The organism is Paenibacillus sp. VT-400 (genome assembly GCF_001029205.1).
GTDB lineage: Bacteria > Bacillota > Bacilli > Paenibacillales > Paenibacillaceae > Paenibacillus > Paenibacillus amylolyticus.
In genome coordinates, this window is sequence record NZ_LELF01000067.1 from 23,498 (window position 1) to 48,952 (window position 25,455).

At 47.1% G+C, this 25,455-nt stretch carries 13 protein-coding genes; 10 read left to right on the top strand and 3 right to left on the bottom strand.

Annotated elements, in window-relative coordinates; translation table 11 throughout:
• The first annotated feature begins 32 nt into the window (after nucleotides 1–32).
• From EL84_RS10865 to EL84_RS30795, 4 genes are all read left to right on the top strand, one after another.
• Nucleotides 33–890, top strand: coding sequence for a MetQ/NlpA family ABC transporter substrate-binding protein (locus EL84_RS10865; protein ID WP_082219176.1), 858 nt, complete (start codon nucleotides 33–35; stop codon nucleotides 888–890).
• A gap of 424 nt (nucleotides 891–1,314) precedes the next feature.
• Nucleotides 1,315–3,312 (top strand): methyl-accepting chemotaxis protein, encoded by a 1,998-nt coding sequence (locus EL84_RS10870; RefSeq protein WP_082218972.1) that lies wholly within the window; start codon nucleotides 1,315–1,317, stop codon nucleotides 3,310–3,312.
• Nucleotides 3,313–3,383: 71 nt separating this feature from the next.
• Entirely contained in the window at nucleotides 3,384–3,689 is a 306-nt protein-coding gene (locus EL84_RS10875; protein ID WP_036672654.1) for a PAS domain-containing protein, read from the top strand.
• Between the two features lie 178 nt (nucleotides 3,690–3,867).
• A complete protein-coding gene (locus EL84_RS30795; protein ID WP_053061449.1) occupies nucleotides 3,868–7,110 on the top strand; it encodes a response regulator in 3,243 nt (1,080 codons plus the stop codon).
• 21 nt (nucleotides 7,111–7,131) lie between these two features.
• Here EL84_RS30795 and EL84_RS10885 read toward each other — a convergent pair whose 3' ends face one another.
• The gene (locus EL84_RS10885) at nucleotides 7,132–7,806 is read right to left on the bottom strand and encodes a response regulator transcription factor (RefSeq protein WP_047841709.1); all 675 of its coding nucleotides are present in this window, start codon (nucleotides 7,804–7,806) and stop codon (nucleotides 7,132–7,134) included.
• A gap of 134 nt (nucleotides 7,807–7,940) precedes the next feature.
• Nucleotides 7,941–8,804: a helix-turn-helix transcriptional regulator gene (locus tag EL84_RS10890; RefSeq protein ID WP_047844096.1), complete on the bottom strand. Its 864-nt coding sequence runs from the start codon at nucleotides 8,802–8,804 to the stop codon at nucleotides 7,941–7,943.
• A gap of 138 nt (nucleotides 8,805–8,942) precedes the next feature.
• On the opposite strand from EL84_RS10890, the gene fabF reads away from it, so the two are divergent.
• Nucleotides 8,943–10,181, top strand: a complete 1,239-nt coding sequence (gene fabF / locus EL84_RS10895; RefSeq protein WP_047841710.1) for a beta-ketoacyl-ACP synthase II — start codon at nucleotides 8,943–8,945, stop codon at nucleotides 10,179–10,181.
• Between the two features lie 123 nt (nucleotides 10,182–10,304).
• Here the strand turns inward: fabF and EL84_RS10900 are convergent, their stop codons facing one another.
• Nucleotides 10,305–11,534 (bottom strand): nitrate/nitrite transporter, encoded by a 1,230-nt coding sequence (locus EL84_RS10900; RefSeq protein WP_047844097.1) that lies wholly within the window; start codon nucleotides 11,532–11,534, stop codon nucleotides 10,305–10,307.
• 426 nt (nucleotides 11,535–11,960) lie between these two features.
• On the opposite strand from EL84_RS10900, the gene nirB reads away from it, so the two are divergent.
• The 5 genes from nirB (at nucleotide 11,961) to EL84_RS10925 (ending at nucleotide 25,359) form a co-directional block, all read left to right on the top strand.
• Nucleotides 11,961–14,075: a nitrite reductase large subunit NirB gene (gene nirB / locus EL84_RS10905; RefSeq protein ID WP_047841711.1), complete on the top strand. Its 2,115-nt coding sequence runs from the start codon at nucleotides 11,961–11,963 to the stop codon at nucleotides 14,073–14,075.
• 21 nt (nucleotides 14,076–14,096) lie between these two features.
• Nucleotides 14,097–16,229, top strand: coding sequence for an assimilatory nitrate reductase catalytic subunit NasC (gene nasC, locus EL84_RS10910; protein ID WP_047844098.1), 2,133 nt, complete (start codon nucleotides 14,097–14,099; stop codon nucleotides 16,227–16,229).
• A 342-nt stretch (nucleotides 16,230–16,571) separates the two neighbouring features.
• Nucleotides 16,572–16,991 carry a hypothetical protein gene (locus tag EL84_RS10915; protein ID WP_047841712.1) on the top strand — a complete coding sequence of 140 codons (420 nt, stop codon included), beginning with the start codon at nucleotides 16,572–16,574 and terminating at the stop codon, nucleotides 16,989–16,991.
• 24 nt (nucleotides 16,992–17,015) lie between these two features.
• Nucleotides 17,016–21,986 carry a DUF4132 domain-containing protein gene (locus tag EL84_RS10920; protein WP_047841713.1) on the top strand — a complete coding sequence of 1,657 codons (4,971 nt, stop codon included), beginning with the start codon at nucleotides 17,016–17,018 and terminating at the stop codon, nucleotides 21,984–21,986.
• A 661-nt stretch (nucleotides 21,987–22,647) separates the two neighbouring features.
• Nucleotides 22,648–25,359 carry a beta-glucosidase gene (locus EL84_RS10925; protein ID WP_047841714.1) on the top strand — a complete coding sequence of 904 codons (2,712 nt, stop codon included), beginning with the start codon at nucleotides 22,648–22,650 and terminating at the stop codon, nucleotides 25,357–25,359.
• Nucleotides 25,360–25,455: the final 96 nt, after the last annotated feature.

Consider the following 25,455-nt stretch of genomic DNA (forward strand, 5'->3'; position numbering starts at 1 on the left):
CATTATTACGAATAACCAATACAGATTATACGATGAGGGGTAGACATGAAATGAAAATGAAAATGATGCTTATGTTGCTTGCAGTAATGCTGGTTGTAGCTGCTTGTGGCAAAAAAGAAGAAACACCTGCGGCTGAAGGAACAAAAGAAGATACACAAGCTGCACAAGAAGTTACGCTGAAGGTAGCCACGTTGATTCCACCGATGACAGATGTGCTCGATATTGTTAAACCGCTATTGAAGGAAGATGGCGTTAACCTGGAAGTTGTTGTGTTATCAGATAACGTACAGCCGAATACGGCACTGGCGAACAAGGAAGTGGATGCAAATTTCTTCCAACACGTGCCTTACATGACCCAGTATAATGAAGCGAACAATGCCAATCTGGTGGCTGTACAGCCTATCTATAATGCCATTTATGGCGGCTACTCCAAAAAGTACAAAACGATTGAGGAATTGCCAGAAGGTGCAACGATTGCAATTGCAAACGATCCTTCCAACATTGGTCGCTCTCTTGTGATGCTGGAGCAGAACGGATTGATTAAGCTGAAAGAGGGTGTAGGTTTTAACGCCACACAGGCAGACATCACCGAGAATACAAAGAACTTCAAGTTTGAGGAAGTGGACTTGTTGATGCTGGCTCGCATGATGGATGATGCTGATCTGGTAGCCATGACTCCGGCATATGCCAGTCCGCTCGGTCTTACACCGAAAAAGGATGCATTGTTAACCGAGAAGGATGATTCCCATTTTGCAATCACCATGGTTGCCCGTGAGGATAACAAGGACTCCGAAGCGATCCAGAAGCTGGCCAAACGCATGGCGGGTCCAGAGGTCAAAGCCTTCTTCGAAGAGAAATATGCAGATATCGCGATCCCGGCATTTAAATAGAGAATACGTTGGTCCAATGTAAATAACCTTTAGATCTGAGCGATAACGCTTGGATCTTTTTTTTGTCGTCCGCGTGCTTATTAACAAGTATTTAGAAAGTTAACAATTTGGTCATATCCCCGGAACACTTTATTTAATAGTTTTTTCGTATAATTTGTTTGAAAATAGTTCTTTTGGATTATAAATTAAGAGATTTGTTCGAGTTTTTTAGTGTAAAGAGTGTTTTTCACAAGAAGTGAGACCTAGTTTTTTGAAAAGATGGTTTACAATCTATGAGAGCTATACAAGAGCTATATAAGTTGTATGAATCATTCAGCGATTGGAAGGTTGTTCTGTCATCGGAGTGGCAAGTGTAAATAATCACTAGTTCAACTTATAAGTAGATCAAGTAAAACTAAAATTAATCTGGAAGAGGTAGAGAAATTTGTCCCGAAAAAATAGCAAATCGACCTGGTTCAACAAGATGCATAAGAACTTTAAGACCAAGCTGGTGGTGTCCTTTATTGCTTTCCTGGCCATTCCTTCGTTCAGTATTGGAGTTTTATCGTATAACAGTGCAAAAGATGAAGTGGAGAAGCAAATTTTACATAGTGCGATGGAAAATGTGAACCTTGCCAGTGCAACGATAGATCTTTCAGTCAATGCCAAGCGGAATCACATTGAATATTATGCGAATACACTTGCAGAGCAATTACGACAAGAAGATGCCGAGGTTCGGGTTGTGAACGAATTGAAGGGGTATGCCGCACAGAACAAAGATATCATCACCATAGGTGTAGGCACAGAGGCAGGTGTGTATCTGATGTCCTCTGATGCGGAGATGCCTGAAGATTACGATCCGCGAACAAGACCATGGTACACAGAAGCGATGGGTACTCCACAGCAGGTCATTGTTACAGACCCTTATGTTTCTGCCGAGACAAAAGAGATTACCATTACGATTGCGAAGGCACTGGCAGACCAATCTGGTGTGGTCCAATTGGATCTCAATCTGGCGGACATTAGTCAATTGGTTAGCGGAATTAAAGTAGGAGAAAAGGGACATCTGATTCTGCTGGATGCCAGCGAAAAGTATATCTATCATCCGACGATGGAACCTGGAACAGATGCAACAGAAGATTTTTGGACACAAGTGTATACGAATGAATCCGGTAACTTCAACTATACCTATGATCAGGTTGATAAGGTCATGTATTACGCCACGAATGCATCCACGGGATGGAAGGTTGCAGGTACGATGTTCTCTTCTGAAGTAGAGGATGCCGCTGCGCCTATTCTGAATCGAACGATTATGGTGATCGTTTCCTGTCTTGTCATCGGAATTTTGATCATCTGGCTCGTTATGCGATCGATTGTTAAACCGATTCGTCAATTGAAGGATCAGGCGATTCAGGTGAGCGAAGGAGATCTAACCCAGACCATTACAAGCACAAGTAATGATGAAATAGGTGAACTGAGTGAGGCTTTTGGCAAAATGCAGAGCAATCTGCGTGTGTTGATTCAAAATGTGGAGAACAGCGCCAGTCAGGTAGTCATCTCATCGGATGAAATGACTCAGAGTGCGGAGTCAACCAGTGTAGCCAGTGAGCAGGTAGCGCGAGCCATTCAGGAAATTGCGAGTGGTGCGGAGAAACAGACCGAAGGTATTGAACATAACCATCAGGCCATGAATGAAATTACGATTGGTATTACAAGAATCGCCGAACGTTCCATACATGTCGCTGATTTGGCGAAACATACAACCGTACAAGCAGAAGAAGGCGGCAAAACCGTCAAACAGACGGTGAGTCAGATGCAATCGATTCAAGAGACGGTAGAACAGACAAACCAATTGATTCAGGCGTTATATGAACGATCACACCAAATTTCAGCGATCACGGAGTTAATCGGAAATATAGCCAAACAGACAAACTTGCTCGCGCTGAACGCATCCATTGAAGCTGCTCGTGCAGGTACACATGGCAATGGATTCGCCGTTGTAGCAGCAGAGGTTCGCAAGTTGGCAGAGCAATCCGGGCAGTCCGTCAATGAAATCACCGTGCTGACTACGGCGGTACAGGAAGATATGGCTGCTTCCGTTCGCATGATGGAGAAGGTGACTTCAGAGGTTGGAGAGGGCATGGACATCTCTACAGAAGCGATTCGGAAGTTTGAACGTATTCTGGATAGCATGCGGGAAACGACACCTCAGATTGAAGAGATTGCTGCCACGTCGCAAGAGATCACAGCAGGTGTGCAGGAAGTATCTGCTGTATCCAATGAGTTGGCAGGTATTGCGTCAGGCAACGCCGCAACTTCCGAAGAAGTGGCCGCTTCCTCAGAGGAGCAACTGGCAGCGATGGAGCAGATTTCTTCCTCGGCTCGTGGCTTGTCTACCCTGGCTGAAGAACTGCAGCGCCTGATTAGACAGTTTAAGTATTAACGGGATCGTAGAAGAGAGATATCACACAGGGACAGCATCACATCATGTTTCATTAGAGGGAGTGGACAACCATGCAACTGGAACTCAAAGCCTTCTTACTGCTAACGGATGCGGTCATGATTACAGATGAGGAGGGTGTGATTCTGGATGTGAATTCCGTTTATGTAACCAAAACAGGATTCTCACGGGAGAGCACTATAGGTCAGCCTGCCCGATTGCTAATGGATACCCACTGGAGAGGCAATCAGACCTGGTCCGGCGTAGCCAAACTGATGAAGGCTGATCAGGAAGTGTGGGAAGCCCAAGTTACGATTACATCGGTTCATTTGGATGATTCTCTTTTTTATATCAGCATATTTAATGATGAATTTTCATGAAAAAAAACGTTGTTTGGTGATAAGGGGATGTTAGCTGAAAGCAGTAATTATTTTCGAAAAAATGGTCAATATCGTCAATTGAATAAGGGAGCACGGCATACTATGATTTGTGTACTGAGGAACTGCGACCATGAATCTGACAACATTCATTGAATGCATGAAATCCTGAAGTCGTAATGTGGACGGTGACCATTTGCTACGCGATCTTGTATTAAATTTCACGCTAATTTTGATCTTTGTTTTCCTAATTCATCACTATTTGAACCATACAAATGCTACCCGTTCAACATCCATCACGACTCGAATCATTATTGGTATTACGCTGAGCATGTTGGGCACGGCGCTCTATTATTTCTCTATTGTGCTTGAGGATGGTACATTGTTGAATTTCCGGGCCATTGTGTATCTGCTTGCTGCTTATTTTGGTGGGAGTGGCTCTGCTTTCGTTACTTTTGCATTCATGTGGATGTTTCGGATTAATATGGGGCGTAATCCCTTGTTGGAGAACTGGCAGTATGCGTTGACAGAGTTGTTATTTGTCGTAGCCATATGTCTGATCTTTAAGTATATCAGGGGATTTATACAGAAGTGGTTGTCCGGAGCGTTGCTGTTGATTACTGTGTATGAGTTTTCTGCACTAAAGACAAATTCCCCTTCTCTGCTAATGATGGGGCAGATTCTCTTTTTTCAATGTATCTGCCTGCTGTCCGTCATATTATTCCTGTATTATCTGAACCAAAATCATCGATATAGGAGATTGGTCATTCAGAGGGATCAGGAAATGCTGGAGATGCTTCGTATGCAGCCGGGTTTTACTTTTAAAATCCGAAAACAGAACGGAAAATTCGAGTATCTTGTGCTTGAGGGAGAGATGCTCTCCCGACTGGGCTTGGATATGAGTAGTCTGAAGCAAGATTACAAACTGGGCACATTGGATATTTTACCTCAGGAAAAGGTAGAATTTCTGCGAAAGCAGTTTAACCGGGCATGGGAAGGGGAATCTTTTTTTTACGAGATTGAGCATGGAGGTTACTATTCGCTGGTGAACGTTCGCCCTCTGCGAGAAGAGGGTGTGGTGAAATATGTCGTGGGATATGGACTTGATATTACGGAACACAGAGCGGTTAAACGAAGGATTCAAGAAAGTGAAGAGCGATATCGAACACTTGAGCGAGTGTCGGCAGACTGGTTTGTCGGTTTGGATAACAACAGATGTATTGTTTCAGTGAATCAGAAATTTCTCGATGTTCTCGGTCTCGGCAGGCAGGATGTGATTGGGCGTCAGCTTGAAGAATTGTTGTTCATTGAGCAGCTGGAGAACTGGTTGTTCGTTTTCCAAAAAGCCTTACATCACAATATAGCACTGGATACGGAACTGAGTTTCATTGTTGGAGAAGGTCGTGAGCAGCATGTTCGGGTTCACCTATCCCCTGTTAAAGTATTAAACTCGAGTGAGAAAATCAAGGCAGTCATTCAAGACATTTCGGATCACTATAGACGTGTTAAGGCTGACAAAGCAAGCCAGGCGAAGAGTGAGTTTCTCGCATTCATGAGCCACGAGATTCGTACCCCACTGAGCGGTATTATCAACTTTTCGTTGTTGCTTCAACGAACAGATCTATCTCCACAACAAAAGGATTATTTGAGTAAAATCAATGCGTCCTCCCAAACCTTGCTTACCCTCGTAAATGATATTCTTGATTTTTCGAAAATTGAGGCAGGCAAGCTGATGTTGGAGAAGGTCTCTTTTTCACCAGAGGATGTGATCAAACGTGTGGCAGATCAGATCGGTGTGGCCATCGGGCACAAAGATATCGAAGTGATCTTTACAACCGATCCCGATCTGCCATTAACGGTGATTGGTGATCCGTTCCGACTTGAACAGGTGTTATTGAATCTGCTCAGTAACGCGATTAAATTTACGGAGCATGGATATGTAACGTTGCAGGTAGAGGTTCTTTCATTGGAGGCGGAGCGAGTTCATGTCCGTTTTGAGGTACAGGACACGGGAATCGGAATGTCACCCGAACAATTGGAACGGCTCTTTGTCCCGTTTACTCAAGCGGAACCCTCGACGTATCGAACATATGGTGGCTCTGGTCTTGGGCTGGTCATCTGTTATCTTCTGGTCACCTCTTTGGGAGGAAGCTTGCGGGTGGATAGTGTGCTGGGAGAGTACAGTCTGTTTTCATTCGACTTGATATTTGAACTTGCAGATTCAGAAGAAGAAGAGAGTTTCTCCCTGCAGACACACCCTCTCCTATATGGTGCGAATGATGTGGTTATCATTGAAGATGATGAACGGATGGGCGCAAATCTGAAGCAGCTGCTCTATTCATTCGGGATGAATCCGACGCTGTATACTTCCTTGAACCATATGATGGAAAGTGATTGGTATGTCCATCATGTAGATGGGGCAAGTTCGATGTTGATCATGTTGGATATGGATGCAGAGGAGACCGTCAACGGATCGTCATGGGACAGTTTCATGAAGCGAATGAATCAAACCAAATTTCAAATGGTGGGTTATACCCATGCTTTTAGTGAAAATGCCCTGTGGAGTGAGGAGAGATCCTTTCGCCCGGATCTCATGATGATCAAACCGATTACACGTCTGGGATTGTTCGAAGTATTACTTGCACTTCAGGGTGAAGGGCCATTGGAGAAAAAGCGGATGATAGAAGGCGATGAATCCTACTTGCTTAAATCCAAAGGGCACATTCTGATCGCTGAAGATCATGAAATCAATCAACTGGTCATTCGGGCCATGCTGGAACATACCGGATTCAAGGTGACACTGGCAGACAGTGGCACAGAGGTTTTGAAGAAATTGGACGAACAAACATGGGAACTGATTCTGATGGATCTCTATATGCCAGATATGAACGGAATTGATGCAGCGCGACACATTCGCAAGATGAGGAAATATGATCGTACACCTATTATTGCGCTTACAGCGAATAGTTTAAAAAGCGACCATGAATTATATCTTGAAGCAGGCATGAATGCCATACTGACTAAGCCCATACATGAACAGCAGCTCGCAGACATTTTGGAGATATGGATTGATCTAAAAGGCATAAGAGAAATCAATGGAATTGATGCAGATAAGGCGATTAGACAGATGGACGGCAAGCCACATATTCTGCAATATGCGCTCACGAAATTCAGAATGGAGTATGGCTCGTTTCAAAAAAAACTGGCGATTCAGCTTCAGCAACAGCAGATTGCTGATGTCATTCGTAGTGTTCATTCTCTTCGAGGCGTAGCTGCGAATCTGCATGCAGTGGACCTGATGTGTGCAGTTCTCCAATTGGAATCGCTCTTGTTCCGTCCGTTGTTCAAAGAAGAGGAACAGCGTTCAGTATTGGAGAAGGTACAACAGGAAATTGATAAAATTACCGAGTCTCTTCCATGGTGATCGGAATGAAGCTGTGTTGTTTTAAGGTGTGAACTTATATCCGACCCCCCAAATGGTTTGAATGTATTGGGGGTTTTTTGGATTGACCTCAATTTTTTTGCGAAGTTTGGTAATGTGCACATCGATGGTGCGATCATTAATGTAGGCATCAATACCACGAATGGCTTCAATTAGGGCATACCGACTGTAGACTTTGCCAGGATTGAGAATAAACAGCTTCATGATCTCAAATTCGGAGAACGTCATCTCCACGCGCTGGTTATTTAACAGAACAGTTCTTCGGGCCAGATCGAGAGATATTCCGGATTCCTGTTCAGTGACAACAGAGCTGTTCAATATAGAGTAACGACGCAATACGGCCTCAATACGTGCCTTCAGCTCCTGCATACTGAAAGGCTTACATACATAGTCATCAGCCCCGTCTGTTAATGATCGAATCCGCTCAGAAACCTCGGTTAAGGAAGAGATGACAATGATGGGGATTGCCGTATGTTGGCGCATGAGAGAACTAGGATTCTTATTACCCGAATCAGGGAGCATCAAGTCAAGAAGCAGGATATCAGGCCGCGCTTGAAGCTGTAGAAGACCATCTCTTGCGTTATCGACACGGATAACATCATACCCTTCACCTTGCAAATACAAGGATAATGTATCGCCTAACATGTTGTCGTCCTCTATGATAAGCACTTTCGTCATGATATTCCTTTCTGAACCCCCTTCTTGTAGAAGGACTAAGATCCATGGATTACTTAATATACCTGATATTTAAAACATGCAACATGAGGATGTCAAGACTCTAACATGACTCCAAGAAGGTGAGAGACTCCGATTTAATGTTTGCCAAGATGTGAATCGGTTTCACGCTCGATCAGGCGCATCAGTTTGCGCTCGGTAGCGCTCTCTGGCGCAGGGGTGTAGACACTGCATCGCAGATCGGAACTACCCTGAACCTGCAACGAAGTCAGATCAAACAACATTTTGCCTGCTTTGGAATGCCTGAACTCGATTAATACGTCCGGGGCACTGCTGACGCTGCTTTGTTTCCAAAAGGTATGAAAATCGGGATGTCTGTTCATCATGTCATCCAAAAATAAATTATACCATTCATCATCAACATACTGGCCATAGTAAGCACGAAAAATCGCCAGAAATCCGTTAACAAAATCCTCCCAGTTTACCGCGAGCCTGCGAAACTCCTTTCGATCAAATAACAGACTGATCATATTCCGCTGTTCGGGGGCAATCTGTTCAAAATCGATAAAAACATGCCGGGCTGCATCATTCCAGCCGACAATGTAACAACGCCGATCCGAGATCACGGTAGGGCAGTGATGAAGTTCTTGCAAAATTTTCTGTAAGGAAGGGTGAAGTTGAACCGGTTCTTCTTCCAGTGTGGGCAGCTCCGTATGATGCTCCATGGCGAGCGAAAACAGATACTTTCGTTCATCGGCAGTAAGCCTCAGTGCCGAAGCAATGTTATCCAACACGGAATGGGATACCTGAATATCCCGACCTTGTTCAAGCCAGGTATACCATGTTGTACTCACTCCTGCCAGTTGGGAAACCTCTTCTCTCCTCAGCCCAGGCGTTCTTCTCCGACTTCCAGTGGGTAAACCGACCGATTCGGGAGAAATTTTGGAACGCTGTGTTTTCAGAAAAGTGGACAATGCCTGCAACCTGACATCGTAGTTCAATCCATCACCTTCAATCATCGTTATCATGGTAGTCATTATACTATTATAATTGACAACTTGTAATAGGATATTCAAAAGTGCACTATTAGTGGCAGAGCGTAAGAGTAAGGTAGACAACAGCGCTGAAGGAGGATGGACATGGAACGAGTCGTGATTACAGGAATGGGAGTTATCTCTCCTTTGGGAAATGATGTAGATACATTCTGGAATGGATTAATTGAGGGTAGATCAGGTGTATCACCTATAGAACATTTTGATACAGCTTCGTACAAAACCAGAATGGCAGGAGTGGTCCGTGATTTTGATGGTGAAGAGCGTTTTGGACGCAAGGAAGCAAGACGTATGGATCGATTCGTTCAATTTGCTGTTGCTGCTGCGGATCAGGCTGTATCACAATCGGGTCTTGTGATGGATGAAATGGACCGTGAACGGGTAGGTGTATATATTGGTTCAGGCATAGGCGGCATCCAGACATTGATGGAACAAGGCAAGGTCCTGTCAGATCGGGGACCTGCGCGAGTCAGCCCAACACTGGTACCGATGATGATCTCCAATATGGCGGCAGCTATGGTCAGTATGAGGTTTGGTTGCTGGGGACCGACATTATCGCCAGTAACAGCTTGTTCCATTGGAAATACAGCCATTGGAGAAGCTTTCCGGTTAATTCGTCATGGCGGAGCCGATGTCATTATTGCTGGAGGGACAGAAGCGGCTGTAACCGAAGTGTCACTGGCAAGCTTCGGTAATGCGACAGCGTTGTCTACACGAAATGAAGCGTTCCAAGCAGCCAGCCGTCCATTTGATGCAGGGAGAGACGGTTTTGTCATGGCGGAGGGCGCCGGAATTCTGGTCGTGGAATCACTGTCTCATGCACTGGGAAGAGGGGCGAATATTCTTGCCGAAGTGATTGGATATGGTGCCAGTTCAGATGCGTATCATATGGTAGCTACCCACCCGGAAGGGCGGGGTGCATATCTGGCGATGAAAGCATCACTGAAAGAAGCTCAGATTGGACCTGAGGACATTGATGTGATTAACGCTCATGCCACCAGTACGGAAGCAGGTGATCTGTCTGAGACAAGAGCGATTAAGCAACTTTTCGGGACAGGTGCCTATGATATTCCGGTCACAGCGAATAAGTCCATGACGGGACATATGCTTGGTGCAGCAGGTGGAGCAGAGGCGATCTCACTTATTCAAAGTCTGCGGCATGGCATCATTCCTCCAACCATCAATCAGGAGCAGAGGGACCCTGAATGTGATCTGGATTATGTACCAAACGAGGCAAGAAAAGCAGAGTTGCGGATTGGGATGTCTAATTCCTTTGGTTTTGGCGGTCATAATGCGGTTATTGTTCTTCAAAAGTATTCATCTTAAGCAAAAAAGCAGCTTTAAGCAGAAAAAACAGCGTAGCCCCATCGGGCTGCGCTGTTCTTTGCTTACTTTGACTTCGGGATCATCCACATACACCGTACCATTGGTTAACGGCCGAGTGGTTGCTCAGGAAGAAAGGGATGTCGATTCCGCCATGCCTTTGTTACCTCGGCTCAACCAGCTCACACGCCAGCGGGATTGCATGAAGAGAACCAGGAACAGGGAAGCTGCTGCAATCAGGCTAAGAATGACAAAACCTGGTGTATAGGATTGATAGCTGCTATACAGTTGACCGAGAATCAGCGGCAGTGCATACCCGCCCAATCCGCCAGCGGCACCCACAATACCTGTCATCAGGCCAATCTCATTGCCGAAACGTTGGGGAACCAGTTGGAACACAGAGCCATTTCCGGCTCCCAGACACATCATACCGAGGAACAGCATGACTACTACCACAGGAAGCGGTGGCATGAAGGATACTCCGATCAACATGATGCAGGCTCCAGTGTACAGGAAAGTCAGCATGCGGGTTCCGCCAATTTTGTCCGCCAGATAACCCCCTACAGGCCGGAAGAAACTGCCTGCGATTACACAGAAGGTGGTAATGTCAGCGGCACGAACTGGAGAGAGCCCATACTGGGTGTTGAAGAAGATGGTGAGATAGTTACATAATCCAACGAAGCCACCAAAGGTCACACAATAGAAGGCACAGAATACCCAAGCATCTTTTTGTTTAAGCAGACTTCCATATTGGGACAATTTCTTGGGTTCAGGCCGGTTAGGGCTATTCTTGGCAAAGATAGAAAAGAGGATGAATACAATAACGATCGGTATAATAGCAAGTCCGAACACAACTTCCCAGCTGCCAAAATGCGTAGCCAAGCGATTGGCAAACAACGTCGCGAGTACGGTTCCGCTGTTACCCGCCCCGGCAATACCCATGGCCAGACCCTGATGCTCCTTGCCATACCATTGGCCTGCCAGAGGTAGCGCAGCAGCAAAGGAGGCGCCTGCAACACCAAGCAAGAGTGCCACCACGTACAGTTGGCTTAAAGAGTCGACCCATAACCAGCCGAGTAACAAAGGAACTAAGGTGACGAGCATCCCGATCTGTGCGGTCAGTTTCGGACCAATATAATCAGACATGAAGCCAAGCACAAGGCGCAGGATGGAACCGCCGAGAATAGGCAATGCGACCAGATTGGCCTTTTCCAGTGGAGTCATCGGATAGTCCAATGCAATGACAACTGCGAGTGGACCAAGCATCCCCCATATCATAAAACTGATGTCAAAATACATAAACGCCCCGAAGAGGGTGGGCTTATGCCCGCTTTTCCAAAAACTTTTGCTCTCCATCATCCATCATCGCTCCTCATCCAATTGAGATCTTCGTGATTTGTCTATGTGCGTGTTGAGGCAGAAAAAGGCCGCAATTCGTCCAGATCTGAACGATTTGCGGCCCCGTTGCCGACAGGCGGTACACGTCATTGTGTTCCCGCATCTGAGTTGATCACAGCACTGTGATTTTGATTCAAATTATAATCAAGCGAAAATGTATATGTCAATAAAAATTACATGTAATTTTAAATAATTCATTTTTTAAGCGTTATTCGCAATTTTAATGTTAATTTAGTTGACATTATATTGAGATTCCCTTAATCTGAATCTAATATGAATCCACACAAAGGCGTGTGGATTCCGGAGGCAACGGTGCCCTTTTCCGAATCATGGAGAAGGGATTTTTCTGTTTATTTTCAGGTGAGAGAGATAGGGGGGCAGCCCATGAGCAGAAGCAAACTGGTGATTATCGGGAATGGCATGGCTGGAGTGAAGTGTGTCGAAGAGATTATCGCACTGGAGCCTGATACGTATGAGATTGTAATCTACGGCAATGAACCCCGTCCCAACTACAATCGGATCATGTTATCAAAAGTGTTGCAGGGTGAGCATTCGTTACAGGATATCATTATCAATGATTGGACTTGGTACGCCGAGCATCATATACGGCTATGTACAGGTGAAACGGTACACCGCATTGATACCCGTGGAAAATATATAGAGACGGAATCCGGACTAAAAGAAACCTATGATGTCCTGATTCTGGCGACAGGGTCTTCACCTTTTATCCCACCGATTCCGGGAATTGATAAAGAGCGGGTCATGTCCTTCCGAACGATTGACGATTGTGCGCGCATGTCTGATTATTCCAAAACATATCGCAAGGCCGCCGTCATTGGTGGTGGATTGCTTGGGTTGGAGGCTGCACGCGGGTTGCTGCATCTGGGCATGGAAGCTGTGGTGGTCCATAACGCACATTACATTATGAACCGGCAGTTGGATCAGAAGGCTGCCGCGATGCTTCAACAGGAACTTGAAGGGCAGGGTATGTCCTTTCTTTTGGCTAAAAATACGCAGAAAATTACCGGACGATCACAGGCTCAGGGCCTTCAGTTCACAGATGGTTCCAAGCTTGAAGCACAGGTTGTCATTGTGGCTGTAGGAATTCGGCCAAATGTGGACCTGGCCAGACGAAGTGGAATCGCCACCAATCGGGCAATTATGGTAGATGACTATATGCGCACCAGTGTACCGGGTATTTACGCAGTTGGGGAATGTGCTGAACATCGGGGAATCAGTTATGGTCTGGTGGCCCCCTTATACGAACAGGGGAAGGTACTCGCACGTACACTCTGTGGACAGGAAACGCCTGAATACAAAGGATCTATTCCCTACTCACAGTTGAAGGTATCGGGGGTTGATGTTTTCTCGGCCGGCGAGATCAGTGGTGAAGGCATGCAGACCGCAATTCAACATCTGGATGGCATTCAAGGCACATATAAAAAAGTACTGATGCAGGCTGGCAAAGTGCGTGGAGCCATTTTATTTGGAAATACAACCGAAGGAACGGCGTTGCTTGGACTTGTGCAACGAGGTGCGGATGTGGCGGAATTGGCTCCGCGTGAAGGGGCTCGGGACCCGGCTGAGATGGCTGCTGCGGCATTACCGGCTCAGGAGACCGTATGTGCCTGCAACAATGTGACCAAGGCTGCGATAATGAAGGCCATTCAGGAACAGGGTCTCGAAACGGCAGATCAGGTGAAGGAGCAGACCAAGGCGTCAGGTTCATGCGGTGGCTGTCGCCCGATGGTGGCTGCTCTGTTGAAACATACGCATAACCTGAAAAATAACGGGGGTACTGGCGTGGTAGCCACACCAGACAAACCTGCTCCAATGCCTGTGTGCAGTTGTACGGCGCTTGGGCATGCAGAACTGAAGGAAATACTGGCTGACATCGATGTTCTGGCGACAGGGCTACCAGAGATATCTTTGATCTTGCAGAAGCTGGGTTGGGGTTCGGAGCTTGGTTGCACGGTATGTCGCCCCGTAATTCATTATTACTTACAGGTATCCGGTGGAACGATGGTTGTTCGAGAGCTGGAAGGTCACTCAGAGATTCAGGTACGCTGGGATGATCAGATCCCGCTTTCATCCTATGCAAGAGATGCCAGGGGGCTGGCTGCACAGCTTCGTGCGAGTTGGATCGGCGCAGCAATGCCGTCGCCCGTGAATGTAGGAGTCGCACCAGGGCCGGGATCATTGGTGAGCGCACTGGTGCAGGATATCGGCTTGTTGGCTTCACCAGCTGGGTGGGAGATCTACGCAGGCGGTCATGCAGAGCATCCAGTCAAACAAGGTGGCCTGATTGGGGTGGCTGAAACAGAGGTGCAAGCGGCCACACTCGCATCAGCCTGTCTTCAATGGTATCGCCAAACCGCTTGGTATGATGAGCCGTTATGGGCATGGACGGAACGATTGGGATTCATGTCGATTCGGGAAACGATGTTGGATGACCAGTTACAGAAGGAACTTGCAGCTACACTTCAAGCTGATATATAGATGAAAGGCGGGGATGGAAAGATGGGATTATCCGTGAGTTCAGAACCAACAGCCTCCAAGCTGTATGTAAAGGAAACCCAGTGTCCGTATTGCAGTGTGCAGTGCAAGATGACTGTTGAAGAACTGGCTGCACCTGTTCCAGGCCAGCGTCGTGGTGAGTATACGGTTCAGGGTGTCCCGAATGAAGCCTCTCAGGGCAGGTTGTGTGTGAAGGGTATGAATGCTCATCAACATGCACTCAGTGGTCAACGATTAATGCATCCACTCATTCGTCGCAACGGTGAGCTTGAACCCTGTTCCTGGGAGGAGGCCATTCAGACCATCGCAGAGCGGTTTCAGAACTTGAGAGATTTATACGGAGCAGATACGGTTGGAGTCTACGGAGGCGGATCTTTGACCAATGAGACAGCCTACCTGCTCGGAAAATTTGCCCGGGTTGCATTGGGGACAAAATATATCGACTATAATGGACGGTTCTGCATGTCAGCTGCGGCTTCAGCTGGAAGTAAAGTGTTCGGGATGGATCGTGGATTGACGTTCCGACTGTCCGATATTCCCAAGACAGGTTGTATAGTACTCGCAGGTACCAATATTGCAGAATGCCAACCTACCCTGTTGCCCTACTTCAATCAGGCCAAGGAGAACGGGGCCTTCATTATCGTTATTGATCCACGCAAAACGGCAACCGCTGCCATTGCGGACCTTCATTTGCAGGTGAAGCCTGGCATGGATGCTCTGCTGGCAGATAGCATGTTGAAGGTGATTATGGATGCCGGATTGGTGAACCCTCATTTTATAGACAAACGAACGCATGGTTACGAGCAATTGATACAAGGGTTGGCTGAGCTGCAACTCGAACAGGCGGCACAAGCGTGCGGGGTTGATCTGGCGCTGATTCGTCAGGCGGCGATGGCATACGGTGAGGCAGAGACAGGCATGATCATGACAGCACGTGGTGTGGAGCAGCAGACGGATGGACATATGGCAGTGAGACACTTTTTGAACCTGGTGCTGGCAACTGGCAAAATTGGTAGAGAAGGCTGCGGATATGGTGCCATCACAGGTCAAGGCAATGGGCAGGGCGGACGGGAGCATGGGCAGAAGGCTGACCAGCTGCCGGGCTATCGATCCATTGAAAATGAAGCCGATCGTGCCTATGTGGCATCCGTCTGGGGTGTGGACCCTGCAAGTTTGCCAGGCAAAGGGGTATCCGCCTACGAGATGATGGAGAAGGTCCATGATCAGGAGATTCGGGCGTTGCTTGTAATGGGCTCCAACCCGGTCGTATCCAACCCCAATGTGCGTTTGGTGGAAGAAGGTCTGCGCAAGCTGGACTTTCTGATCGTGGCAGATATGTTCCTGTCGGAGACAGCACGCATGGCTGATCTGATTCTGCCGGTTACATCTTATATGGAGAATGAAGGTACACTGACCAATCTGGAGGGGCGTGTTCTGCTCCGTGAACAGGGGCGGCCTGCACCGGGAGAAACGCTTGATGATTGGGATATATTATGCCGGATTGCCGCGCAATTGGGTAAAGCTTCTTACTTTGAATATGACACTGCTGAGGATATCTTTAATGAGCTTCGGGTGGCGAGCCGCGGCGGAGTCGCTGATTACTATGGCATTACCTATGAGCGTTTGCGTAACGAGAAAGGGGTATACTGGCCGTGTTCTGCCCTCGAAGATCAGGGAGAAGGACTGCTGTTCGGTGAACGATTCGCTCACCCGGACGGCAAAGCGGCGTTCACATTTGAATCCAGCCCGGGCTGGAATGATATATCTTCGGAGTTCCCCTTAATTCTCACCAATGGGCGTGTGCTGCCTCATTATCTTACAGGGGTGCAGACACATCGCAGTCCGGCACTGGCAGCTCGTGAATTGGAGAACTTTGTTGAGCTTCACCCGGCTACCGCTGCCCGTTATCGTATTCACGATGGAGAGTGGGTAGAGATTCAATCGACGTACGGAAGCTTCACGGTTCGTTCACGCATCAAGGATTCCATTCGAGAGGATACCTTGTTCGTGCCGATGCATTGGGGCGGCATTCAGAATGTGAATCGGGCCACCAGACCAGAGCTAGATCCGTTCTGCCGGATGCCTGGGTTCAAGACAGCAGCTGTAACCATTCGACCGTTGCGTCTGGCGAGATGATTCATACAGGTTTCAGTTTATAAAGGTTCTCAGGCATCATAAGCTGTTCTAATGGTAGCTTAGCAGCTGCACAGTCCATATTTATATGACACTGTGCGGCTTTTTTTGCGTATATGTACGCAAGTAGGCCCTAGTTCCGTGGTTCCACGTAAACATGAGGATTGGCTCATGAATATGGATTGAATTTTAGTTATGATGTTCATTAGGGGTACATATGTACGTATTTTATATTTTATTTAGAGACAGATAATCATTTCGAGTTTAGGTTATTCCGCATCGTGGTATAGATATCGGGGCTTATGGAAGCTTCTTCAAATAGAGCAGGACAAGGGAGGTAATGCAGTGAATGTATGGATAACGGTAAAAAGTCTGGGCAAGCGCAAGCCGGTACTTGCCAAGCAAGCTGCCGAACTTCCGGAAACAACTCATACGTTAAGGCAGCTCATTGAGAACATGGTGGCTCTACAAGTAAAAGCTCTTCAGGACAAGAAACAACAGGCAGAATTGCTCGCCTACCTGATGCCGGATGAGATTGAGACACAAGGAGCGGTGGGGAAAGTTGGGTTTGGCGCAGTATACAATGAGGGTGTTCCTGATCTGAATGTTGCGATGGAGACAGCTATAACCGCATATGAGGATGGGTTGTACAAAGTGTTTCTCAACGATGAAGAATTGCAGGAGCTGGATGAGTCACTTGTTGTAAAAGACGGAGATAACGTGGTGTTTATTCGTTTTACAATGCTTGCCGGACGTCTGTGGTAGAGCGCGATGAAGGAGGAGAACAGGATGAATCAGGAAGAGCAAGTACAGGTGTATATGGATGGATTGCAGGAAAGAGCCAAGTCGTTAACAGGGGTACAGTTTGAGCTGGCAGGCTATGTTGTGGAGATCGCCGGGTCTACCTATTTGCGTGGAGACGAAAAGATGTTTTTGAATACTGATAAGTTGCTTGGAAGGTTGGCTGCAGAAACGCAGAAACCATTATTCCAGCCACTATTGGATGTGCTCCAGCATCTGACGAGCGATTCATTGGTTGCACGATTCCGTTATATTGCAGAGCGTGCGACTCGTTTCCCATACAGTAACAACTATGAACGCCGCCCTTTCCGCACATCCGATCCGGAGCAGCATGTAGAACAGGTCATTCGCAAACTGATGGGATTGTTCCGTATGGAAATGAAAAATTTCTCCCTGAAAGAATATGTGTCACTTCGTGAGTACAAGCTGGATTATCTGCATGAGATCCGTTGGGTTCTGGCAGATTGTATCGCTTATGAACTGGATCATCAGGGCGGAGATATGAAGCAGGCGCTGCATGATGTTATCTATGGTGACAATCAGACGGCGCTGTTAACCCATGAAATGATCAAAGGTATATTCATGAGTGATCAGGCGGATGCCTATCAGATGGTGGGTGAGCTGCTAGTTGCAGCAAGGTTGCAGGAAGGGCTGCGCCAAAGCATTGTGGAGCGGATGGATGAAGGGACACTGGAAGCCTATATTTACATATTAAAAATCATTATCGACAACAACCTGATTCGCTTCAGTTCCGTGGTAAGAGCGCTTGCCGTATGGACGGGGATCGGTATAGAAGCAGCCAACCAGCGTGTTGCCGCACAGTTGATTGAACAGGCCTATCAGGCGCTTGTGCAACCAGAAGTACGCGAGGCCTGGCAGCAGGAAGCTAACGCCAACAAACTCTTTATCAGTCTTTGGGCGACAGCGGTCATTGAAGAGAATGAATTGAAGAGCAAGATAATCGAGATTATGGATCAAGGTCAGTTATATCAGAAGATTGTTGCTCAATATGTACTGGCTAACAGCCAGAACAGGGAGCTTCGTTTGGACATTGCACGTCGTTATCTGGAGGCGCAGGATACCGAGTTGATGCACTGGATTGTGACCAACTATGATGCGATGTATATGTACAACTGGAGTTTCGAGAATGGAGAGAACCAGCGTAGCGTCTACGTGTGGCCATTGCCTGCTCTTGGAGAAAAGGGCTTGCGGCGTCAGGATTTTGATCGGTTCAAACAGATGCTGGCTGTCATTCCAAAAGGAGGGTCAGGTGGACCATCGGGTGTACTTGAGTATGTTCACTACCGGATTGATACGGATGATGTAGTCAAGAAAATGTTATATTTGGCCGCTTATGATATGGACCCGGAATGGATCGGGGAGGTCATCGCAATCAAGGACCGTTTAAGCCCGGAACTGCGCGGAGAACTGTTGTCCCAGTTTGTTCAGCATCCCGATAATGAGGTGCAAAGACAGTTTGTGTTTGAGAGTTTGTCTGATAAAAGCATCAGTAATCGGGAGAGTGCACTCGCCAAAGCGAAGCTGCTCACGTTGACGGTTGATGAGATGAAACAGATGGAGGCGTTGATGAAGCTCAAAACAGGCTCACTTCGTCAGAAGGTCATTCATGTATTGTTACTGCAACCCGTGGACCAATTGGCGATCTCGCTGAAGCGACTTTTGCAGGCCAAGAGTGAACTGCAGCGCTTGGGTGCGCTAGAATTATTGACCGAGATTGCGGCAGATCCAGAGCGGATAGATCAGCAGGAGCAATTGCAGCCATTGGCGCAGCTGATTGAGACACCCACTGCCAAGGAACAGAAACTACTGGATAAACTGACTGATCAGGGGAGTCGTTACACAGTTTCTAATGGATTTGGTTTATTTGATTCGAAGCGACGTGAGCCATTGCTGGATGAGAAGCGTGATCTCAAGGGCCATAATCCGAAGGATATCTTTACACTCTCTCTGGATAAGACCAGACCATTTCTGGAGGGACTTAGTGAATTAGTGCATGAACACAGGGATTATGAGTATCAAGTGGAATACTACGCTGGCTATAAAGACACATTGTTAGTCGGAGCGAGTCTTCGCTCCAAGGTTCCATATGGAGAGCGGAATGAAATGAAGCAGATGGAACAGTTCCCACTTCATGACGTATGGGAGAACTATATTCAACATGCCGGGTTCAGCAGTGTGGAACTGATGCAGCTATACATGGCTATACAGCTCCGGGAGTTCAATGGCAATTTGAGCGACCATTACAGCTATTTCCGTGAGCAGTATGACTATGACGAATTGCATAAGATTCCGTTATTGGAAGGCTGGCGCAAGTCGTTTGCCCAACAGATCTATCCTCTGGATGACATCGAAAAGCTGCAGCAGATGCTGGATTCGTTAACGTATAAGGATCAGGTAGTGGCACTGATATCGGCGGCATTTCTGGATAGCGATCCGATCGACACGTTTGAGATAGCTGAGAAAACCTGGGCCTCCATCATCGCAAGTATGCCTGCTGATCGACTCGAACAAGAGTCAGGCATGCTTCATATTCTGACTGGACCTTGGAATTATGTAGTTCGGGGCAAAATCCATGACGATAACAGCTTCAAACGTTTCTTCCAGACAGCTTACCAGTTCACCAGTCTTGTAGAGAGTAGTCAACCGCTGTCTTTACTGTCACTTGAAGATTTCCTGCGTGCGTACCAGTTGAACCTGATTGATGATCAAGAGATATATCGACAGGTGCTGGTCGGTGGGAATCGTCAGTTGTTTATTCGGGACTTAACATCCACTCGTACAGAAATGATCGCGAGTGATCCGAAGCTTGTTCAATTGCGAGATGCGGTGGTCGATCGCATTCTGGAGATTGAGCTGACCCGGGGAGAACTCTCTACAGAAGTAAGCACACTTGCCATGAAACTGGATCGAATTGAAGGCATGGAACACTGGGTACATCTGGTCTCGGCGATGGATCAGGATACATTTGTCCGTGGATATATCTATAGTTATGGGGACAACACAACACGTAAAGAGACGTTTAGCTATCTAATTCAGAATTGTCATCCACGAGATGGAGAAGATGAGAAGCGTCTTGGGGAATTGCTCCAGAAGTATCCGGTGAATGAGAAGAAATTGCTGGAAGCAGCCATGTACGCCCCGCAGTGGATGGAGATTGTAGCGAAACATCTGGGATGGGAAGGTCTACGCAGTGCAGCTTGGTACTTCCATGCTCATATTAATGAACGCTTTACTGCGGAGAAAGAAACCATCGTGGCCCACTATTCTCCAATCTCACCACAGGACTTTAATGAAGGTGCGTTTGATATCGCTTGGTTTGAAGAAGCCTATGCTGCTGTCGGGGAGGAACGGTTCAATCTGTTATACGATTGTGCCAAGTACATTTCCGGGGGATCTAACCACCGCAGATCCCAATTGTTCGCAGATGCTGCACTGGGCAAGCTTCGATTGGACGATATGCGTGAGTCCGTGTCAGACAAGCGAAACAAGGATCATTTGTTAACCTACAGTTTGATTCCATTCGCTGTAAATCGCGAACAGGATCTGCGTGAGCGATACGACTTCATTCAGAAGTTCCTGATGCAGAGCAAACAATTCGGTGCGCAACGCCGTGCCAGTGAAGGTGTGGCATCGCAGATTGCACTGGGCAATCTTGCTCGTAATGCAGGTTATGCCGATGTTACGCGGCTGATGTGGGACATGGAAGCACGTAAGTTGGATGAGATGAAATCCTTTTTTGAACCTCATGCATTGGATGCTGATACGACAGCGCAATTGGTCATCGATGAGGAAGGTCAACCCGAAATGGTTATCGTTAGTAAAGGTAAGACACTCAAATCTGTACCTGCCCGGTTCAAAAAAGATGGATATATCGCTGAACTGAAAGAGCTGAAATCGGATCTGGTGGATCAGTATCGCCGGGCACGACAGGAGCTGGAACGTTCGATGACTGCTGGAACATCCTTTACACGTCAGGAAATTGCCAGTCTGATGCAAAATCCGGTTATACAACCGCTGGTAAGAACACTTGTATTCCAGTCAGGTGACAAGACGGGAAGATTCGATGTATTATCCAATGGTTTGGTTGCACCAGGACCGGAGGGTACGGTCCATGCACTAGCGGAACAGGATCAACTGTTGATTGCTCATCCGCTTCATCTGTATCAGAGCGGAAGCTGGAGTGAATTCCAGCGGGATCTGTTCACCCGTCAGGAGCGTCAGCCGTTCAAGCAGGTATTCCGTGAGCTGTATCTTCCTAACGAGGACGAATTGGCTAATGGTACGGTGTCCCGCCGATATGCGGGGTATCAGATTCAACCGAAAAAAGCAGTAGCTCTGCTTAAAGGACGCCAATGGACTGTCAGTTATGAGGAAGGTCTGCAGAAGGTAAGTTATGAGCATAATCTGATCGCGAATCTCTATGCCATGGCAGATTGGTTCTCACCAGCAGATACCGAAGCACCTACCTTGGAGACGGTGCAGTTCTACGATCGCAAGAACTACAAACCTGTAGCGCTGCAAGATGTGCCGCTGACGTTCTTCTCGGAAGTTATGCGTGATATCGATCTGGTGGTCAGCGTTGCACATGTGGGAGGCGTAGATCCGGAAGCCAGCCTGACAACCATCGAGATGCGTCACGTCATTGTGAACGAGTCGTTGCGTCTGCTGAAGATCGACAATGTACGTCTGGACGGGAATTACGCACGAATTGATGGTGAATTGGGTGAGTATGCTGTTCATCTGGGGAGTGGTAATGTGTTTAAACAAGCCACAGGTGCACTTCATATTGTTCCGGTGCACAGTCAGCATCGGGGTCGAATCTTCCTGCCATTCCTCGATGAAGATCCGAGAACAGCTGAAATTCTGTCCAAGGTGATGTTGCTCGCCGAAGATAAAAAGATCAAGGACCCGCAGATTCTTGCACAGTTACAGAATTAGAAGTGAACGAACTAGAATTGAACCGCCCCGTGGGGCGGTTTTTTTATTTGTTACTCCGATTTTTAAAGTAACTTCAAATCTCAATATAACGAGTGTAGAACAAGAATCATGGACGGAGTGAACAATATGGAGCAATTCCAACATAAAGGCAGCTGAAGAACCTGTTAAAAGGGACCTCAGTTGCTTTTATATTTTTGGATATTTCAATGGACCGGATTGGTTCCGTTTTCAAATAGACTTAGGACCCAGAGTGTGTCGACATATTCCTTAATCTGATAATTAATTGCATTAATTGGTTGATCGGGAGTGGGTCGAACCGACTGTTTTTAAAAGTAAAGAATTTGTTCGAAAGTAGTTACGGAAATGTAAATAATTCGTTTTCTTGTTTTGTTATCTGAATTATTGATATGGTGATTCCAAAGAACTAGGCTTATTCTAAACGGTCATTTACCAAATTTAAGGGGATGTAATTCATGATCATGTCGGCTATCGTTAGGAAGCGAAATCTGCCGACTTGCTTGCAGGCTGCAGTTTCAGAAGCCATGTGCAGGACGACCTGAATGCTTGAAAGACTGGGATCAAGCCAGTTCGCATTCCCTTGTATACATGTATTCAACATGTGCACAAGAAAAATGATCAAGAGAGAAGGAGAACTTACAACATGAACAGAAGACTCAATCTGATTTTCCTCAAACGATGGTTTATGTTATTAATCATCGTGGCGGTTGCGGCTATGCCGCTGCACGCCTTCGCCGCGGAGGCGGAATCTGGGGCCAATCGGCCTTGGATGAACAAATCTCTATCAGCGGAAGAACGCACCGAGCTGCTGCTCAAGGAGATGACGCTGGAGGAGAAAGTTGGATTCGTAACCGGTAAAGTCAATAACTATTATGGTTTCTATAATGATGGATTGGAGCGCCTCGGCATTCCGGCATTACAGATGGCAGATGGACCCGCAGGAGTACGTGTGGCTAACCCGGATGTGCAGGACAAAAAGTCCACGGCATTGCCTGCACCCATCGCGCTTGCCGCTTCCTGGGATACCAATCTGGCCAAGAAATATGGCGATCTGATCGGTCAGGAAGCACATGATACAACACATAATGTAGTGCTCGGCCCTGGGCTGGATATTGCACGTACACCATGGGGTTCCCGGAACTTCGAATCTCTCGGGGAAGATCCGCTACTGGCTTCCGGCATGGGTGCAGCGTATGTGAACGGGATTCAAAGTAATCCAGTTATCGCTACAGCGAAACACTATATCCTGAACAACCAGGAGACGGAACGTTTCACGACCAATGCAACAGCCAGCGAACGTGCCATTCAGGAAGTCTATGCACGTCCGTTCCAGGCGATGGTCGAAAAAGCGGATCTTGGTTCAGCAATGTGTTCATTTAACCAGGTGAACGGTACATATGCTTGTGAGAACAAGGAGATGCTGACCAATGTCCTTCGGGATCAGTTTGGCTTCGAAGGGTTTGTCATGAGTGACTACGGTGCAAACTTCAGCACAGCCAATTCCGCCAATGCGGGTCTGGATCTGGAGACACCGGGAGAGCCTTACGGCAAATGGGGAGACAAATTGCTGGAAGCCGTGAACAATGGCGAAGTCAGCGAGCAAACCATTGATGAGAAGGTTAGACGCATTTTGCTTCAAATGTTCGATAAAGGGCTGTTCGATAACCCTGTAACGAATACACAAATCAATGCCAAGAAAGACGGCAAACAGGCACGTGAAATTGCAGAAGAGAGCATGGTTCTTTTGCAAAACAACGATAATGTGCTGCCGCTGTCCAAGAAAAACGTGAAATCCATCGCTGTCATCGGTCCGGATGCAGATAACGCATCTGCTGCTGGTGGAGGTAGCAGTCTGGTTAATCCGACGTATACCGTAAGTCCACTTCAAGGCATTCGTAACCGTGCCGGTAACGGTGTGGATGTAAAATATGCTGCAGGAACCGATCCTATCTCCGCAGGAGATGCATTTAATGGACCATCCGCCGTACCTTCTACTCTTTTATCACCAGCGGATGCTCAGGAAAGTGAAAGAGACTATGGTACAGATCGTGCGGAATACGGTCTGCGTGCTGAATACTGGACGAATAAAGATATGGAGGGTAATCCTTCTTTGGTCCGTACAGATCATCAGGTCAACATGAATCTTGGATTCTACAACTATGAAGGTTTTAACGCACAGTCTTCCAAGCTTCCAGTGACACCAACGAAATTCAATGCCAAAATGTCTGCTCGTTGGACAGGGGCGATAACAGCACCTCAAACGGGTGAATATAAACTGTCCCTGACCAGTCTAGGTTCTGCGAAACTGTATGTGGATGATAAATTACTCGTAGACAATCAAGGTGAAACATTGAGTACAACGAAGAAAGAAATCACATTCAAAGAAGGTGAGTCCCACAATATTCGAATTGAGTATCGTACGGATTTCCCGGTACAGACCAATCATGATATGGGTGCACAGGTTCGTTTCGGCTGGGAAGCTCCAGACGACGCTGTGGATATTAAAATGCAAAAAGCAGTTGAGCTGGCGAAAAAATCCGATGTTGCCGTCGTGGTAACTCGTACGTATGACAGTGAAGGTTACGTCGACCGTTCCGACCTGGAGCTGCCGAATAACCAGGAGCAGCTGATCCGCAAGGTAGCAGCAGCCAATCCCAAAACGATCGTGGTGCAAATGAGTGGTCGCGCTGTTGAAATGGATTCCTGGCAAAAAGAAGTGCCATCCATCGTTCAGGCTTGGTATGCAGGTCAGGAACAAGGTAATGCAGTGGCACGTGTGCTGTTTGGTGATGTGAATCCATCCGGTAAGTTGCCGGTGACGTTCCCATCAGATGATTCCCAGACCCCGGTATCCACTGCGGAACAATTCCCGGGTATTAACGGGGTGGGCAACTATTCCGAGGGTATTTTTGTAGGGTATAAAGGATATGACAAAGAAGGCATGACACCGGCGTTTGCTTTTGGACACGGGCTGTCGTATACCGATTTTAATTATCGTAATCTACATGTGAAAAACACTGGCAAAGGTGATAAGGAAACCGTAGAAGTATCCCTGAATCTGCGCAATACCGGTAAAGTTGCCGGTGCAGAAGTTGTACAGGTCTATGTTGGCAATCTGCCAACCAAAGTTGAGACACCAGAGAAACAACTTGCTGGTTGGGCAAAGGTTGATCTGAAGGCAGGCAAGCAGCAGCGGATCAACATTCAACTGGATCGCAGCGCATTGTCCTACTGGGATGAAACATCGCATGAATGGGTAATGCCTAAGGGTAAAGTCCAGGTGTATGTCGGCAGTGCATCGGATGATATCCGTCTGACAGGCAGTGTGAATATCGGAAGCAAGTCCGGTAAATAAAAGTTCAATAAGGGAGATTGGAAGGTTGTTCTCCCAGTGAAGTTATTTCGTTAAATGCAGTTTGTTCTACTTCATATAGATTAGGAAAATGAGTCG